Source organism: Streptomyces aureus (assembly GCF_001418135.1).
Taxonomy (GTDB): domain Bacteria; phylum Actinomycetota; class Actinomycetes; order Streptomycetales; family Streptomycetaceae; genus Streptomyces; species Streptomyces aureus_A.
This window is the reverse complement of record NZ_LIPQ01000251.1, coordinates 1-17,992: the sequence shown is the minus strand read 5'-3', so window position 1 is coordinate 17,992 and position 17,992 is coordinate 1. Positions and strand designations below refer to the sequence as shown.

General features: G+C 69.8%; 10 protein-coding genes. 4 read left to right on the top strand and 6 right to left on the bottom strand.

What is annotated here, in order from left to right:
* Positions 1-186: 186 nt before the first annotated feature.
* Positions 187-1,614: a lamin tail domain-containing protein gene (locus AOK00_RS21080; RefSeq protein ID WP_079042105.1), complete on the top strand. Its 1,428-nt coding sequence runs from the start codon at positions 187-189 to the stop codon at positions 1,612-1,614.
* Between the two features lie 49 nt (positions 1,615-1,663).
* Here AOK00_RS21080 and AOK00_RS21075 read toward each other — a convergent pair whose 3' ends face one another.
* The 3 genes from AOK00_RS21075 to AOK00_RS40480 all read right to left on the bottom strand — a co-directional run bounded on the left by AOK00_RS21075 (position 1,664) and on the right by AOK00_RS40480 (position 3,853).
* On the bottom strand, positions 1,664-2,326 hold the full coding sequence (locus tag AOK00_RS21075; protein WP_055601848.1) for a deoxynucleoside kinase: 663 nt from the start codon (positions 2,324-2,326) through the stop codon (positions 1,664-1,666).
* 308 nt (positions 2,327-2,634) lie between these two features.
* The gene (locus AOK00_RS21070) at positions 2,635-3,207 is read right to left on the bottom strand and encodes an antibiotic biosynthesis monooxygenase (RefSeq protein WP_055601847.1); all 573 of its coding nucleotides are present in this window, start codon (positions 3,205-3,207) and stop codon (positions 2,635-2,637) included.
* A 133-nt stretch (positions 3,208-3,340) separates the two neighbouring features.
* Positions 3,341-3,853, bottom strand: coding sequence for a hypothetical protein (locus tag AOK00_RS40480; RefSeq protein ID WP_254047440.1), 513 nt, complete (start codon positions 3,851-3,853; stop codon positions 3,341-3,343).
* A gap of 418 nt (positions 3,854-4,271) precedes the next feature.
* Between AOK00_RS40480 and AOK00_RS21060 the strand changes: the two genes are divergently transcribed.
* Both AOK00_RS21060 and AOK00_RS21055 read left to right on the top strand, forming a co-directional pair.
* Positions 4,272-12,836 carry a DNRLRE domain-containing protein gene (locus tag AOK00_RS21060; protein WP_079042109.1) on the top strand — a complete coding sequence of 2,855 codons (8,565 nt, stop codon included), beginning with the start codon at positions 4,272-4,274 and terminating at the stop codon, positions 12,834-12,836.
* A 13-nt stretch (positions 12,837-12,849) separates the two neighbouring features.
* Positions 12,850-13,377, top strand: coding sequence for an SMI1/KNR4 family protein (locus tag AOK00_RS21055; RefSeq protein ID WP_254047439.1), 528 nt, complete (start codon positions 12,850-12,852; stop codon positions 13,375-13,377).
* Positions 13,378-13,419: 42 nt separating this feature from the next.
* Here AOK00_RS21055 and AOK00_RS21050 read toward each other — a convergent pair whose 3' ends face one another.
* Positions 13,420-14,334: a LysR family transcriptional regulator gene (locus tag AOK00_RS21050; protein WP_055601845.1), complete on the bottom strand. Its 915-nt coding sequence runs from the start codon at positions 14,332-14,334 to the stop codon at positions 13,420-13,422.
* Positions 14,335-14,406: 72 nt separating this feature from the next.
* Between AOK00_RS21050 and AOK00_RS21045 the strand changes: the two genes are divergently transcribed.
* The gene (locus tag AOK00_RS21045; RefSeq protein WP_254047438.1) at positions 14,407-15,906 is read left to right on the top strand and encodes an aminotransferase class I/II-fold pyridoxal phosphate-dependent enzyme; all 1,500 of its coding nucleotides are present in this window, start codon (positions 14,407-14,409) and stop codon (positions 15,904-15,906) included.
* An 86-nt stretch (positions 15,907-15,992) separates the two neighbouring features.
* Here the strand turns inward: AOK00_RS21045 and AOK00_RS21040 are convergent, their stop codons facing one another.
* The gene (locus AOK00_RS21040; protein ID WP_055601844.1) at positions 15,993-16,346 is read right to left on the bottom strand and encodes a UBP-type zinc finger domain-containing protein; all 354 of its coding nucleotides are present in this window, start codon (positions 16,344-16,346) and stop codon (positions 15,993-15,995) included.
* Positions 16,343-17,833, bottom strand: coding sequence for an ATP-binding protein (locus AOK00_RS21035; RefSeq protein WP_079042108.1), 1,491 nt, complete (start codon positions 17,831-17,833; stop codon positions 16,343-16,345). The genes AOK00_RS21040 and AOK00_RS21035 overlap by 4 nt, the downstream gene beginning before the upstream one ends.
* Positions 17,834-17,992: the final 159 nt, after the last annotated feature.

Here is a 17,992-nt window from a genome sequence, read left to right as displayed (position 1 = left end):
CCCGGCCACGGCCCGACCCGATGCCGACGGGGCCCGCCGCGGCCCGACCTGATGCAGGGGCGGGCCTTGCGTGCGGCCTGCCGTTCGGCGGGCGTTCATGTGACAACGGGTCCGGCGCCGACCGGCGTTCGGCGGCGGGCGTGAGTCTCGTGACGCCCTTCGCCACTCTCTCAGGACGGACACTCCGTGCTCGAAGTTCGTGCTCCCCGGAGGCGTCGCCGCCTCGCCCCGATCCGCCTCGCCGTCGCCGGTGCCACGCTGCTCGCCTCCGCGGCGCTCGCCGCTCCGGCCGCGCACGCCGCCCCGGCGGACGACATCCGTATCAACGAGGTGGTGACGACCGGCGGCGTCGACGACTCGATCGAGCTGTTCAACAAGGGCGCGGCCGCGGTCGACATCTCCGGCTGGATCCTCAAGGACGACGACGCGAGCCACACGTACACGGTTCCGGGGGGGACGACGCTCGCACCCGGGGCGGCACGGGCGTTCGCCGTGGCCGCGGCGTTCGGTCTCGGATCGAGCGACAAGGCCCGCCTCTACCTGCCGGGCGGCAGCACCCTCGTCGACAGCTTCGGCTGGAGCGCCCACTCCGCCCCGTCCTGGTCGCGCTGCCCCGACGGCACGGGCGCCTTCGGGACGGCGGCGCTGACCCTCGGGGCGCCGAACGACTGCGGTTCCGGAGGCGGTACGGCCCCGGTGTCCTGGCCCGGCGGCGGCTCCGTGGCCACGGCCGACGGGGCGGACGTCTTCGGCGAGGACCTCAGCGGCCTGTACCAGGAGGGCTCCGTCCTCTGGGCCGCCCAGAACTCCGGCAAGCTGTGGCGCCTGGTCCGCGACGGCTCCGGCGGCTGGCGGCCGGACACCGCCAACGGCTGGACCTCCGGCAAGTCGCTGCGCTACCCCGGAGGGAGCGGCAGCCCCGACGGCGAGGCCGTCACCCTGACCTCCGCCGGCGCCGCGGGCGGCGCGTTCGTCGCGACCGAGCGCAACGGCGCCGCCTCCGGCACCAGCCGTCTGTCCGTGCTCCGCTACGAGGTCGCCTCCGGCACCGGCGGCACCCTGACCGCCACGAAGGAGTGGAACCTGACCGCCGGTCTGCCCGCCGTGGGCGCCAACCTCGGCTTCGAGGCGATCACCTGGATCCCCGACACCACCCTCGTAGCGGCCGGATTCAAGGACGAGTCGACCGGCGCGGCCTATGACCCGAACCGGTACGGCGCGCACACCGGGGGCGTCTTCCTCCTCGGCGTGGAGGGCACCGGCGCGGTCCACGCGTACGTGCTCCAGGACAGCGGCACCGCCACCCGCGTCGCCACCGTCGCCAGTGGCATGGCCGGCGTGATGGAGCTCCAGTGGGAGCCGCAGGCCGCCCGGCTGTGGACGGTCTGCGACGACACCTGCGGCGGTCTGCACAGGACCCTGAAGATCGGCAGCGCCGGCACCTTCGCCCCCGCCGCCTCCTACCAGCGTCCGAGCGGCATGCCCGACCTCAACAACGAGGGCTTCGCCCTGGCCGGCGCCGACGAGTGCGTCGCCGGCACCAAGCCCGTGTACTGGTCCGACGACAGCGGCACGGGCGGCCACGCGCTGCGCAGGGGCACCGTCGCCTGCTGACCCTCGTCCGGCGGCCGGGACTCCCGGCCGCCGTACCCCGCGCGCGGGATCAGGCGCGCCGGGTGGCTGCCGCCAGCGCGGTCCTGACCTCCTGGGCCACGCGGGCCGCGTCCTCGGCGTTGTTGACGATGTCCGTGTGGTTCATGTCGATGACGAGGACGTCGCTGGCCGAGTAGTGCTTGTGCACCCAGTCGTCGTAGCCGGACCACAGGGTCCGGTAGTACTCGACGAGGCTCTCGTCCTGTTCGAAATCGCGGCCGCGCAGACCGATGCGGTGCAGCACGGTCTCGAAGTCCGCCTTGAGGTAGACCATGAGATCAGGTGCCTTGCGGTAGGGCAGGCCGTCGATCTCGCGCATCATCTCGTCGAGCAGCCCCTCGTACACCTGCATCTCGAGGGAGCTGATCCGTCCCAGGTCGTGATTGACCTTGGCGAAGTACCAGTCCTCGTAGATGGAGCGGTCGAGGACGTTGTCCCCCCGCTTGTACGCCTCCTTGATCGCGGCGAAGCGCGTCTGGAGGAAGTACAGCTGCAGGAGGAAGGGGTACCGCTTCGCCTGGATCTCCTCGGGGCTCGCCGTGTAGAAGAGCGGCAGGATCGGGTTGTCCTCCACGCTCTCGTAGAAGACGTCGCTGCCCAGCTCCTTGGCGATCAGCTCGGCCACACTCGTCTTGCCGATTCCGATCATGCCGCCGACGCAGATCACGGACATACCTCACTTCTCCCTGGGGGTCTTCTCTGGCGTGGGCGGGTGAGCTGGGACCCGCACCAATGAGACGCACGCCGGCGGTCACCCGATTCCCTGGGATCTTCGTGATCAGCGTCATGTGGTCCCGTCCGGACCGAGGCCCGGGGCGGGCCGCTGTCCTGGACCGGCCTGACCGTTCCGCGGCCGCCGCGCGCAGCGACGAGCCGCGGCCCTGAGGCCGCCCTGAATTTTAGATGACGATTGCGCCCCCGGGGGTCCGAGCCCAGGCGCCCGCCCCGCCGCTCGCGGAGCGGGGGAGCCGCCCCGGTGCGCTACGGCGCGAGCCAGCCGCGCAGCAGCCTGCTCACGGCGGGCATCGCCACGTAGGTCATGAGCACATTGAAGACACCGGCGACGATCGCGCTGCTGAGCAGGAGGGGGAGACCGGTCAGCCGGGGGATGAGGACGAGGCTTCCCAGGACGGAGATCGGATAGATCGCCAGGGTCGCGCTGATCGCCATCTTCCACCGGGGCGGCGCCGGCCGCGTCGAGCCCGGCTTGGCGAACCAGGTCTCCATGCCGGTCAGCGTGCGCCGGGCGATCTCCGTGTGGTGGTGCCCCTCGCAGCCGGCGAACCAGGCCGCCCGCTCCGGAGAATCCTGCCAGGCCCGGCATGCCGCCTCGTCCCGGAAGCGGTGGACGAGGAACCACGGGGCCTCGCCGCCGGAGGAGCGGAAGAGCCCGTATCCGAGATGCCCCGGGAAGGCGGCCGCGCTGTCGAGGATGCCCCTGGCCCACAGCTCGAAGGCCGCTTCGTGGCCGGGTTCCACCCGGCGGGCTATGAGGAGGGTCACCTCGCCGGTGTCGGCGGGGACGGTGGCGTGCTCAAGGCTGATCGCGGTCATACGAACTCCATCCGATCTCACCGCGCCCGGCCGTACTCTACGCATGGACCGCCGCGAGTGGAGCTCGGCACGGTTGTGCGGGCGGCGCCGCCGACACTCTTCCGGCGGACGAGTGGCCGACCGGCGGTGGCCGTCAGTAGGCCCCTTCGGGGCGCGCCGCCCCCTCCTCGGGGAGTTCGCCGCTGCACGTCGTCCGGCCGAAGGCGCCCGTGGCCGTGCCGCGTTGCACGTGTGCGCCCCGGACCGCCAGGGTGCAGCTCGCCGTGCCGCCCTTCTCGTCGAGGGTGACGTCGACGGACGGGGACGTACCGGCCGGCAGGCTGACGGTCTTCCGCCACGGCAGGCCGACGCGCGTGACGACCCCCGCCTCGTCGTCGCCCGCCGCCCGGTAGGTGATGTCGGCCGTTCCCTCGCCGAGCACCTCGTACGTCACCTCTGCCGTGGGCACCGTCGCCCGGACCTTCGGCGGGGTCTTCTCCGGGTCGAGGACGCCGAAGGCGACGAACAGCGCGCAGGCGAGCAGCAGGACGGCTGCGACGACGACGCCGCCGCGGTCGGTGCCGCGCTCGTCGGCGCGCCGCGAAACCCTGGTGATGGCCGGGTTTTCGGGGCCTTCCGGTGCTGCCGCTTCTTCGGTCGTCGGCATGGCCGCGCTTTCTGTAGGCATGAATTCGCCTGGGTTATACACCAGTGGAATCGACCGGTGCCAGGCCGCCGACAAATCAGGCAAGTTGTTTGAGTGCCGTCGCGCGGAACCTGAAATGCCCTATATGAGTCCACGCTTGACGCAGAGTCATACGCGTGGACAAGAATCACCTCCGCCTTGGTCGGCACACCTCTCCCGAGGTCGCCCCCCCCTGCGGGGAGGTGGCCCGAATTGGCATGCCCCGAGGTGCTCCGGACGAGGTCAGAGTCACCACGACCGACGAGGGATCCCCCTCGTCGGCGCGTTGGCGCGCTCCCTTCCGCGTACGCGCGCGAGGGGATCCGAGGAAGGGATTCGCGTGAAATTCAGATACGGGCGGGCGATAGCCTGCCTCGTGGTCGCGGCTGTCGCCGGGACCATGCTGCCACAAGTCGCTTATGCCGCACCGGTTTCATCCGATGGCGGCGAGGGAATTGTCGATGCCTTTGCCGGATGGTTCTCGGACGACGAACCCGCGGGGCCCGAAGAGCCGTCGACGGGCGGCACCCCGGTGCTGCCGAGCCGAGAGAGGCTGCCGAAGGGCAAGGCTGCCACGAAGCCGAAGCGCGTCGCGGAGCTGACGGGCAGGCGCACGGCCAACGCCCGTTACTGGCAGCTCTCCGACGGCCGGGTGCAGGCCGAGGTGTCGGCCGTACCGACGGCGTACCGGGCGGGGAAGTCCTGGAAGGACATCGACCCGACGGTCACCCCGACCGACGCCGAGGGCTTCGCCTTCACCAATGAGACCAACGCGGCGCGCAGTTGGTTCGGCACCGACCCGAGCGGTCTGCTGCGATTCGAGGCCGGTGGTCGCGCGGTCACCCTGGGCCTGGAGGGTGCAGGCAGGCTCACGCCCGTCGCCGAGGGCGACACCGTCACGTACAAGGACGCGGTCCACGGCGCCGATCTGTCGTACGAGGTCGGTCCGGGCCGGGTGAAGGAGAACATCCTCCTCGACCGGAAGCCCACGGGCCCGGTCTCCTTCACGTTCACCCTGGACACGGGCGGGCTGACGCCGAAGGCCGGCAAGGACGGCTCGGTCCTCCTCTACGCCGAGGGTGCCGACCCCGTCCTGGTGATCCCGGCCGCGTTCATGACGGACGCCAGGAAGGACACCCGCTCGCCGTACGGCTTCGCGTACAGCGACAAGGTCACCCAGAAGCTGAGCAGGGCCGGCAAGGGCTGGAAGCTGACCGTCACCCCGGACCCGGCCTGGCTGGCCGCGCCCGAACGGCAGTACCCCGTCACCGTCGACCCGACGATCTCGATCGCCCCGACGCCGACGACGGCGCAGGACGTCATGATCTCCTCGGACGGACCGACGACCAACTACAACGACAACTGGCGCCTGTCGGTCGGCAACACCACGACCGGAGCCTCCCGCGCGCTGCTGAGGTTCCCGCTCACCGGCGTCCCGGCCGGGACGAAGCTGGACTCGGCCGATCTGAAGCTGTACTACGACCAGACGCACACCACGGGCGAGACCGAGGTCCGGCTGGAGGCGCACCGCGCCACCCAGGCCTGGACCGAGGAGCAGGCCACCTGGAACAGCGCCAACGCCATCACCGGCGAGCTCTCGGGCACGGCGGTCGTGGTGGACGACGGCGACGCCGGGCGGACGGCCGCGGTCGGCGCCTGGCCGGCGTCGGGGAACACGGCGTACACGCAGTACGCCGTCAACCAGGACTACCTGTACAACAAGGACTCGGTCGCGGGTGACACCTACACCTGGCAGCCGAACCTTCCCGAGGACGGCACGTACCAGGTGGAGGCGCACAGCATCCCCGCCTCGGACCGTGCCACGAACGCCCCGTACACGATCACGTACGACGGCGGCAGCAAGGCGTACACCGTCGACCAGCGGGCCGGTACGGCCGGTGTGTGGAAGACGCTGGGGTCCCACCCGTTCAAGGCGGGCACGCTCGGCAAGATCGTCCTGGGTGACGGTCCCGTGTCGACGGCCACGTCGGTGATCGCGGACGCCGTCCGCTTCACCAAGGGCGGAGTCGTCACCAAGCGGCCGGGCGAGCTGAACACCTGGCACACCTTCCCCGTGACGAAGACGGTCCAGTCCTGGATCGACGGCGCGAACGTCAACAACGGCTTCGTCATCAAGGCCGGCGACGAGAGCGCCAACGCCCCCAAGGGCGGACCGCGTTACGAGGGAAGCGAGTTCGGGTACGGCGGTGAGACCGCCAACTACCCGCGTCTCGTCCTGACGTTCGGCCGTCAGGGCGTGGACCTCGCGGCCCCGACGACGATCCACGACACGGGTGCGGAGCTGTCCTGGTCGGCGTACCAGGACAAGGACCCGATCGGCACCGGCGACGACATCGTCGAGTACCAGGTCCACCGGTCCGTCAACCAGACGTTTACGCCGTCCTCGGCCACGCTCGTCGCACCCGTCGCGCCGACGGTGACGTCCTTCACGGACACCACGGGCGTGCCGACGAAGGCCGACGACACCGATCCGTTCGGGCGCGCGTACTACTACATGGTCGCGGTCAGGACGAAGGACGGGCAGGTCGTCGCCGCCCCGACGCAGCTCGTACGGCTGCCGAAGGCAGGCCGGACGACGAAGGTCCTGGACGCGACGCAGGACACCACCCTGTCCTCGGCCCGTCCGACCCTCACGCACGACACGATCGACGACAGCGGTCCGAAGAACTGGCTCAGCGTCGGCAACAACTCGGCGACCTACGGCGACACCCGCGCGCTGCTGAAGTTCCCCGCCCTCGGCATCCCCGCCACGGCACGCGTCCTCGACGCGAACGTACGGCTGTGGAGCACCCAGACCGCGCAGGACACCGCCGGGGCGATCTACGAACTGCGGCCGCTGAACCGCGACTTCGACGAGGCGGCGGCGACCTGGGTCAAGGCGAACGCGACCACCGACTGGACCACCGCGGGTGGTGACCTCGGTGCGGTGGCGGCCGACACGGGCGCGAAGACCAACGACCCGGCCCGGCACGACTGGAACGTCACCTCGCTGGCCCAGTCCTGGGTCACCACCCCCGCCTCCCAGCAGGGCGTGGCCATCAGGACGGCCGACGAGGCCGCCGCCCAGGAGCGGACCCTTTTCCTGTCCTCCGAGGGAACCGAGCAGCGCCTCCGCCCGAGGATCGTGGTCACGTACATCGACTCCACCACCGAGTCGACCTACTACGCGCCGCAGACCCCGGCGCGGATGACCCCGAACACCGACTACACCGTCGACTTCACCCTCACCAACACCACGGCGTCGAGGTGGAACGCCGCCGACCAGGTCCTCACCTACCGGTGGGCCCTCCCGGACGGCACCGACGTCACCAACGGCGGCAACCAGGCCCAGACCGCACTGCCCTCCGACGTCGCGCCCGGCGGCTCGGTCGGCCTGCAGGCGACGGTCAGGACGCCGATCAACTCGGACAACGGCAACAAGCGCACCGACTACGTCCTGACCTGGGACGTCTACAACAAGACGACCGGCACGTGGGCCTCGGGCACCGCCGGCGTCCCGGGCCTCAAGCAGAACGTGGCGGTGGAGGACCCGACCTCCAACCAGCTCGGCATGGAGAAGTTCTACTCCTACACGGGCAAGAACACCGGCGCCGGCTCGACCGTCATGAACAACACGGCCTCCGGCAACACCGTCTGGCAGTACAACGCCTTCACCAACCCCGGTCGCGGTGTCACCACCTTCGCCCGGTTCGCCTACAACAGCCTCGACACCTCGGACACGGTCTCCGGCCCCGGCTGGTCCTTCCAGGCGGCCGGCCCCATCAGGCTCGGCGCGCCGCTGGAGTTCCACCCCAAGCCGCACCCCACCGAGATCAGGCTCCCCGACGGCGACGGCACGACCCATGTCTTCCGCGAGCAGCCCGACGGCTCCTGGAAGGCCCCGGCCGGCGTCCACTACAAGCTGACGGCCAAGCCCGGTCTGGACTGCACGCCCCTCAGGGACCCGGTCCCCGACGCCTGGACGATGACCCGTCCGGACGGCACACGGTTCGTCTTCGGCTGCGACGGCTACCTGACGTCGCTGGTCGAGAAGAACGGCAACACGCAGACGTACACGTACGAGGAACGCAAGTCCAACAACAAGCCGACCAAGTTCCTCAAGTACATCACCGACCCGGCGGGCCGCCAGTCGCTGACGCTCGACTACTACTCCAAGGCCGACAGCGGCAACCCGAAGATCATCGACCACGTCAAGTCGCTGACCGACATCTCGGGCCGCAAGGTCACCTTCGACTACTCCGACAAGGGCCTGCTCACCAGGATCACCGACGGCGCGGGCTCCACCCAGCCGAAGGTCTTCGGCTTCGAGTACGACGCCACCCAGGGCAACAAGAACGTCAAGCTCGTCAAGGCCACCGACCCGCGCGGCAACGCCACGGCGCTGGTGTACAACTTCCCGCGGACCGGGGACGACCCGAAGTACCACTGGTGGACCAAGACGATCACCGACCGTCTCCAGGGCTCCACGGGCTTCGTGTACGCGGCGAACGCCGGCAACCCCAAGTTCACCGACACGAAGGTCACCGACGCCGAGTCGCGTGCCACCGACTACGTCACCGACGACTTCGGCCGCGCCGTCCAGTCGACGAACGCCACGTCGCAGACGATGAAGCTCGCCTGGGACGCCGACAACAACGTCACGTACACGGAGGAGAACAACGGCGCCAAGACCGCGTACTGCTACGACCAGAAGACGGGGTACCCGCTCTGGAAGCGCGACGCGGAGAACAACAAGGCGGGCGTGCCGCCCGCCTCCGACTGCGCTCCGGGCGTCCATCCGGCGAACTCCACCCGGTACGTGTACCAGACCCGTGCCGACGGCTACTCGGCCGATCTCTTCACCAAGACCTCTCCCGAGGGCCGGAAGTGGCAGTTCGCCTACGACACCTTCGGCAACCTGAAGACGGTCACCGACCCCAAGGGCGTCGCCACCACGACCGTCGCCGGTGACTACACCACGACGTACGAGTACGACGCGTACGGCCAGCTGACCCGGGCGACCGACGCCAACGGCAACGCGGACACGAACAGCGACTTCGGGCCCACGGGCTTCCCGAGGACGATGACGGACGCGCTGAACAACGCGTCGACCTTCGTCTACGACGAGCGCGGCCAGGTCACCGAGGTCACCGACGCGCTGGGCAAGAAGATCACCCAGACCTACGACACCTTCGGGCGTCCGCTGGTCAAGACCGAGCCCAAGGACCAGGCCACCGGTGACCTGATCACCGCTCCCGCGCCCGTGTACGACGCCAACGACAACGTCACCACGTCGACGGCGCCCAACGGCGCCGTGTCCACCGCGGTGTACGACGCCGCCGACCAGATGACCTCGGCGACCGAGCCGAAGTACACCGCCACGTCGGACGAGCGGCGGACGACGTACACCTACGACAAGGTCGGCAACCTCAGGACGACGACCGAGCCGAAGGGCACGCTGACCACCGCGGACGCGACGGACTTCGTCACGACCAACCACTACAACGAGATCTACCAGCTCACCTCCGTCACCAACGCGAACGGCGACAAGGTCAGCTACGAGTACGACAACGCGGGCAACACCACCAAGGTCATCGACCCGAAGAAGAACGCCACGGCCGACACGGCCGACTACAGCACCCTGTCCGCCTACGACCTGAACCACCGGGTCACCGCGGTCACGGACGCCGCCGGCAAGACCACCAGGAAGACCTACGACAAGGACTCCCTGGTCGTCTCCACGACGGACGCCGAGAACAACACCACGCTCGTCAGCTACGACGAGCGCGGCAAGCAGACCGAGGTGAGGATCCCGCGCAGCGGCACCTCGCCGATCACCTACCGCACGACCCGGTACGAGTACGACCAGGTCGGCAACACCACCAAGGTGATCACCCCGCGTGCCGTCGAGGCGGGCACGACCACGGCGTTCACCGCCCGCACCGAGTACGACGCGCTGAACCGGCCCAAGCGCCGGTACCAGCCGTACGACCCCGCGGACGCCCGCCACAACGACCCCGATGTCTACACCGAGACCGTGTACGACGCCGCGGGCCGGGTCGCGAAGACCTCGATGCCGCCCTCGGAGGGCCAGACCGTCCGGAACGACACCGTCTTCGAGTACTTCGACAACGGCTGGACGAAGAGCTCCACGGACCCGTGGGACATCGCCACCACCTACGACTACAACGACGTGGGACAGCAGACGGCCCGGACGCTGACCTCGGCGGGTGGCTCCTCCAACCGCACGATGACCTGGTCGTTCTACCCCGACGGCAAGGTCAGGTCCCGCTCCGACGACGGCGTTCCGGTGGGCAGGTCGGTCGTCCTGGCGGACAACTCCGACACCCAGCACACCTCCGCCACGGGCACCTGGGCCACCGGGAACATCACGGGGCAGCAGGGCTACGACCACCGCACCCACGCGGCCGGCGCCGGCACCGACGCCTTCACATGGGCGCTCGACGTCCCCGAGGACGGCACGTACACCGCGTACGTGCGGTACCCGAGGGTCACGGGCGCCGCGACGACCGCGAAGTACACGCTCAGCCACGGCACGACCACCGAACCGGCGGTCACCAAGGACCAGAACACCGGCAGCGGCACCTGGGTCAGCCTCGGCAGCTACGCCCTCAAGCAGGGCGAGGACACCAAGCTGAAGCTGGAGCAGAACAGCGCCGGCGTCGTCGTCGCGGACGGAATCAAGCTGGTCCGTGACGACTCCGCGGAGACCGACACCGAGAAGCGGACCTTCGACTACACGTACGACGTCAACGGCAACCTCACCGCGATCGGCGACTCGTCCTCGGGGGCGAAGATCGACGGCTACGCCATCACCTACACCGGCCTCAACCAGGTCCGGAAGGTGACGGAGTCGCTGGCCGGGGCCGAGAAGAAGGCGACGTCCTACACGTACGACGCCAACGGCCAGTCCGAGACGGTCACCCACCCCAGCCAGTTCTCCCGGTACACCTACGACCTCCGCGAGAAGGTCAGGACGGTGTCCGTCGGCAAGTCCGCCACGGACACCGACCCCAAGGTGACGTCGTACACCTACACGGACCGTGCCCAGAAGCTGAGGGAGACCAAGGCCAACGGCAACACCGTCGACTACACCTACTACCTCGACGGCGCACTGAAGTCGACGACGGAGAAGAAGGCGGACGGCACCACGCTCGTCGCCTCCCACACCTACGCCTACGACGCCAACGGCAACAAGGCGCGGGACGCCGCGAAGAAGATGAACGCCGACAACCGCTCGGCGTACCTCGACTCCACGACGGACTTCACCTACGACCCGGCCGACCGGCTGACCAGGTCGGTCAAGACGGGCAACGGCGCGGGCACGGAGACGTACACCCACGACGACAACGCCAACGTCATCAGCCAGACCGTCAAGGGTGTCGGCACCACGTTCCAGTACGACCGGAACCGGCTGCTGACCTCGACGACGGCGGGCGTCGGCGCCCAGTACGCCTACGACCCCTTCGGACGCCAGCAGTCGGTGAGTTCCGGCGGCAAGGTCGTCGAGCGGACCGTCTACGACGGCTTCGACCACGTCGTGGAGTCCCGGAAGACGGGCGCCGGCGGCGCGATGAAGTCGACGACATACACCTTCGACCCGCTGGACCGCACCGCGTCGAAGACGTCGGACGGCAAGACCACCGAATTCGAGTACCTCGGCCTGTCCGGTGAGGTCCTCGACGAGAAGGTCGCCGGCGCACTGACCAAGTCGTTCCAGTACAGCCCGTGGGGCGAGCGTCTGTCGCAGACCAAGCACAACACGGACGGCACGACCGAGGACGGCTACTACGGCTACAACAGCCACACCGACGTCGAGACGCTGACCGACGAGAACGGCGACGCCAGGGCCACCTACGGCTACACCGCCTACGGCAACAACGACGCCACCGAGTTCACCGGCATCGACAAGCCCGAGGCCGCCCGGCCGGACAAGGAGGAGTACAACCCCTACCGCTTCAACGCCAAGCGCTGGGACGCCCAGTCCGGCACGTACGACATGGGCTTCCGGGACTACAGCCCGGGCCTCAACCGCTTCACCAGCCGCGACATGTACAACGGCGCCCTCGCCGACATGAAGCTGGGCGCGGACCCGTACACCAGCAACCGCTACGCCTTCACCGGCGGCAACCCCACCAGCCTCGTCGAGCTGGACGGCCACTTCGTCTTCGCGATCCCGGCCATCTACTGGGCGGGGGCGGCACTCGTCACGGCGCTGTACGCGGCGACACCGGAGGGCCAGCAGAACCTGGCCGACGCGGGAGCGGCGCTCGGCAGCATGCTGATGCCGTCCGCCGCCGACACCACGTCGAGCGACTCGTCCGACGAACCGCGGCCCGGCCCCACCCCCAACCCGTCGCCGGGCCCCGCGCCCAGGCCCGCGCCGCGGACCACCGACACCAACAACCCCACGTGCGACCCGACTCCGCTGATCGACGGCGGACGGATCTACGGCGGCCTGGAGGAGTACACGGACCACCAGGGCAACAAGGGATGCAGGGCGACCGGCGCCTTCGCGTTCCTCACCAAGGCCGACCGCAGGTCGCGCACCGGTGCGGGCGGGCTGCCGAGGTGCCCCGAATGCGAGCCTTCCGTCCAGCCGGACGGAATGGGAGAAATCGCGGCAGGAGGCGGAGAGCCGCAGGCGGGCCACCTGATAGGTTATTGGGGGAAGGGCACGGGTCAGGATGTCAAGAACCTGGTTGCATTGCACGGAAGTGCAAACCGGAGGATGGCGAGCAAGGTGGAACGCTTCGGATGGAAGCACCTGACCGGAGACAACAAGCTGATCATGTCGGTCGTGCCCGTCTACGGAGACCCGCATTCGGCGGTTCCCACGCTCGTCCAGGTGGGAATGACCGCATACGGACCGCAGGGTGACATCGTGGAAACGTTCTCGTGCACGGCGGTCAACTCCCAGTCCGGCGTCGGCTCGACCTGTTAGAAGGGGCCCAGTGGTGGCAACGCTCTCAGAGATACAGGCCCTGTTGGGCGAACCCCGGTTCAACTGGTCGGATCCCGCTCCGTGGATCGGCCTTGAGCGGGAACTGGGAATCGAATTCCCTGCGGACTTCCACGAGATCGTGGATGCCTATGGTTCGGTCTCGATCAATGGGCAGTTGTATCTGAAGCACCCCGCCGGACACCTTCTGCATGATCTGGGAACCATGGTCAAGAGGGAGCTCGAATTCTGGGGCGAGGAGGACATGGCCGAGTTCCTGCCGAATCCGGCAGGGACGAAACCCGGTGAATTGGTGCCGGTGGCCACGGCCACGACGGGGGAGATGATTTTCCTTCGCATTCCTGAGGAGACCTCGTCGCCCTGGCGCGTCGTCGTCCAGGAGATGGACAGTCCGTCGTGGACTCTCTACGAGATGACGTTCGGCGAGTGGTTGCTGGCCTATCTCAAGGGGAGGGACGTGACGCTGTGCGTCCGCGACCGCGACCGCGCGCCTGACGGCCCGTTCTACGAGTTCCTGCCCTAGGAACGAATCCACGGAGCCCCACCCTTCATGGGTGGGGCTTCGTCATGCTGTCCAGCGTCCCGCGATCAGCTCGGCCTGCTCCTGCAACGCCGAGACCAGCTCCTGGGCGGCCCCGTTCGACGCCGAACGCAGGACGGCGACACTGATCTCCCGCGCCAGGACCGGTCCGGCCGGCGGGCGTACGACCAGGTCGGGGCGGGGCGCTCCCAGGGCGAGGCGGGGTACGAGCGCCACACCCGTCCCGGCGGCCACGAGGCCCTGGACCACCGCGTAGTCGTCCGTACGCATCGCATGCAGCGGCTCGAAGCCCTCCTGGCCGCACGCCCACGCCAGTACGCGATCGCACGGGTCGTGCGGGTCGGCCGCGCCCACCCACGCCGTGTCGCGCAGATCGGCGAGCGGGACCCGGTCCAGCGATGCGCACGGGTGGTCTGCCGGCATGACCAGGAGGAGCGGATCGGTGAGGAGCGGATGGACCTCGACCTCCTCTTCGAGGTCGAGGCGGTCGCCGGGCTGGGAGAAGACGAGGGCGGCCTGGAGTTCCCCGGCGTGCAACGCGCGCAGGAGCAGGGGGAGTTCGCCTTCGGTGAGCGAGATCTGGACGCCCTGCTGATGGAGGCGCTTGACCGCCGGCGCCAGGAGCAGGGCGCCGGCCGTGGGGAAGGTGCCGATATGGATGGTGCGCATGCCGTGCTCGGCGAGGTTGCGCACCTCGAGCTCGGCATGGCGAAGGCGTTCGAGCACGGCCTCGGCGTGCGGCAGCAGCGTCTCGCCGAGCTCGGTCAGGGTGGCACCTCGCGGTCCACGCTGGACGAGCCGGGCGTTGAAGTGCGCTTCCAGGGACGCCAGATGGTGGGTGATCGTGGGCTGGCTGTAGTGCAGCGCACGGCCGGCGGCGGCCAGCGAACCCTCCTGGGCGATGGAGCGGAGTACCTGGAGATGTCTCACGTCGAGCATATAGAGATCCTATGGAGGGGTCATGAAAAGTCCACCATTCCTCAATGGCTTGAGGGCTGTCAGGCTCCCGGGGTGAACACGCGAACGACCGATCACCGCACCCCGGTCCCCACCGATCCCGGCTCCGGCCAGCTGACCGCCCCCTTCGCCGAGGCGGTGCTCTCCCACGCCGGACGGGACTGGCTGCGGCTGAACGTCCCCGGCCATGCCGCCGCCCCCGGCTCGGACCTCGCCCGGTTCTTCGGCTCGCGGATCACGGCCATGGACTTCCCGCCGCTGCTCGACGGCATCGACCTCGGCGCGGACACCCCGCTCGACAAGGCGCTCGCGCTCGCCGCCGAGGCCTGGGGCGCACGGCGCACCTGGTTCCTGACCAACGGCGCCTCGCAGGGCAACCAGATCGCCTCGATGGTGGCGCCCTCACTGGGCCGCACGCTCGTCGTGCAGCGCAGCGTGCACTCCAGCGTGATCGACGGGCTCGTGCTCTCGGGCATGGACGCGGTCTTCGTCCAGCCCTCCGTCGACCCCGAGCAGGGCATCGCCCACGGCGTGACCGCCATGGACGTGGCAGCGGCACTGGAGCGGACACCCGGCGCCGCCGCCGTGTACATCGTCTCCCCGAGCTACTTCGGCGCGGTCGCCGATGTGCGCGCCATCGCGGACACCGCCCATGCCGCGGGCGTCCCCCTGATCGTCGACGAGGCATGGGGATCCCACTTCGGCTTCCACCCGGGGCTTCCCGCGGGCGCGCTCTCCCTGGGCGCGGACCTGGTGACGTCCAGTACGCACAAGCTCGCGGGCAGCCTGACGCAGTCGGCGATGCTGCACGTGGCGGAAGGCCCGTTCGCGGACCGGCTGGAAGCGCTGGTGGACCGGGCGTTCCGGCTGGTGCAGTCCACCAGCGCGAGTGCCCTGCTGACCGCGTCCCTGGATCTCGCGCGCAGGAGCCTGGCCACCGACGCCGCGGCGACAGCGGCTTCGGTCGCGGCCGCCGACAGGGTCCGCGGTGTCGTGCGCGCGCTTGGCCGGTTCAGGGTGGTGAGTGACGGATTCCCCGGCTTCCCCGACGTCGTCGGCTTCGATCCGCTGCGGATCGCCCTCGACACCCGGGCCGGCGGGATCACGGGGCACGAAGCCAGGCGGCTGCTCTTCCGGGACCACCAGGTCATGGTCGAGGTGGCGACCGACGCGGCGATCGTCGCCGTGGTCGGTGCGGGCTTCGTCCCCGACACCGACCGGTTCCTCGAAGCCCTGCACACCCTGCCCTCCCCGCTCGCCGGATCCGGCACCGACCCGGCGGCCGTACCGCACCTGCCGGTACCCGGCCCCGCGAAGCTCACGCCCCGTGAGGCGTTCCTGAGCCCGACGCGGGTGCTGCCCGCGGAGCGGGCCGTCGGACGGATCTCCGCGGACACGCTGGCCGCGTACCCGCCCGGCATCCCCAACGTCCTGCCGGGCGAGGTCGTCACCGCCGAGGTCGTGGCCTTCCTCCAGCGGACCGCGACCGCGCCGAACGGCCATGTCCGCGGGGCGCTCGACCGGGGCGTCACCCGGCTGCGCGTCGTCGACTGAGACACCCTTCCTTCTCCCTCCGACGACGCGTCCCGCCTGGCGGACGGGGCGATCGACGGCCGCCGGACGGCCGGCGCCGGCGGCACTCAGCGGTGGAGGTGCTGCTGCCAGTCCCGCGGGACGCGGTCGGCCGGGCCCGGGGCCGGCTGGTCGGCCGGGTGGCCGTCCGGCGGGGCCAGCGCCGGGCCGGCGTCGTACAGGTCGTCGGTGGCGTAGTTCCAGAACCAGCTCTCGCCCGGCTCGAAGCTCTGGACGAGGGGATGTCCGGTGGACTTCCAGTGCGCGGTGGCGTGCTGGGCCGGAGAGGAGTCGCAGCAGCCGACGTGGCCGCACTGGGCGCAGCGTCGCAGGTGGAACCACCAGCCGCCCACCGTGTCGCAGTCCCCGCAGCCCGGGCCGCTGGGCGGGGCGCTCGGGTCGATGCCCTCGATCTCGGTCATGCGTGCTCCTCGGCGGTGTCGGTGCCGGTGTGGGTGAGGGAGTCGGTTTCGGCTGCCGGCTCGGAACCCGGCTGGGGGGCGGTCAGCGGCAGCAGCACCTGGAACCGGGTGTCGCCCGGGACGGACTCGACCTGGAGGCTTCCGTGGTGCTTGCTCACGACGATCCGCCAGGAGATGTCGAGGCCGAGACCGGTGCCCTCGCCGACCGGCTTGGTCGTGAAGAAGGGGTCGAAGATGCGGCTGCGGATCTCCTCGGGGACGCCGGGACCCGTGTCGCGGAACTCCACGAGCAGCCGGTCGCCCTCCCGGGCCGTACGGACCGTCAGGGTGCCGTCGCCGCCGTCGCTCCCGATGGCGGACACCGCGTTGTCGATGAGGTTGGTCCACACCTGGTTCAGCTCCGCCGGATAGGCGGGCACGTCGGGGAGGGAACGGTCGTAGTCCTTGACGACGCGTACCCGGGAGCCGATCTTGCCGGACAGCATCAGGAGCGTGCTGTCGAGGAGTTCGTGGACGTCGACCTCACGGTGCGGGGCGCGGTCGAGCTGCGCGTACTGCTTGGCCGCGTCCACCAGATGGGAGATCCGGTTGGTGGAGTCGTCGATCTCGTCCATCAACAGCTCTGTCTCGACCGTGTAGTTGAGCCAGCCGACGGCCCCCGGCAGCACGTCGTCGGCCACGGTCGCCGCCACCTGCTCCAGCCAGTCCGTGTCCAGACCGGCCTGGACGAAGGTGGGCGCGACGCGCCAGCCCTCCGGGATGCCGTGGTCCTCCAGCCAGTCGGCGAGCTCGTCCTCCCGGTCGGACGCCTCCAGCGGGCTCAGCACCGGCGCCTTGGCGACCCGTTCCGCGGTGCGTTCCTGGATCTCGATGAGGTCGGCGAGCGCCTCCCGGGAGTAGGGGCCCTTGGCGATGACCGACAGCTTGTGCCGCATCTTGCCGACCCGCTCCCGGAGCGCCGCCGTGGCGCGGACGGCCGCCGCGGCCGGGTTGTTGAGCTCGTGGGTGAGCCCGGCGGACAACGAGCCGAGCGCGAGGAGCCGTTCACGCTGGCCGATGGCGCGCTGGGTGTTCTTCGAGCCGAAGAACAGCCCTTCGAGGAGGTGCGCCGCCATCGGGAACCACTCGGCCATGATGTCCGCGAACGACTGCGCGGGCAGGACGAAGAACCGGGTGGGCTCGGTCACCCGCATGGAGTTGTTGTACGTCTGGGGCACCCGGTCGCCCAGATACGCCTGCATGGCGCCCGCGTACACACCGCGCTGCGAGGTGCGGCTCACCTCCACGTCGTCGCCGCCGACCCGGCGGTACAGGACGACGGTCCCCTCGATCATCACGTAGAAGCAGGTGGCCGGGTCGCCCTCGGTGTAGACGGGTCCTGGCCCGAACCGTTCCACCCGTCCCTCCGCGCACAGCCGGGAGAGCTGCTCGGGCGAGAGCTTCTCGAACAGGAACAGCGAGCCGATCTCGTGCCGGTCGCAGGGCAGGACCTCGCCGCCCGCGTCCGCCCCGCCCGTGCCCAGGCCGTCCGTGTCCCGTGCGCCCGTGTCCCGTCCGTCCATGTCCTGTCCGCTCATGACTGCTCCAGATACCGGTGGACGAGCATCACGGCCATGGCTCCCTCTCCCACGGCGGAGGCGACGCGC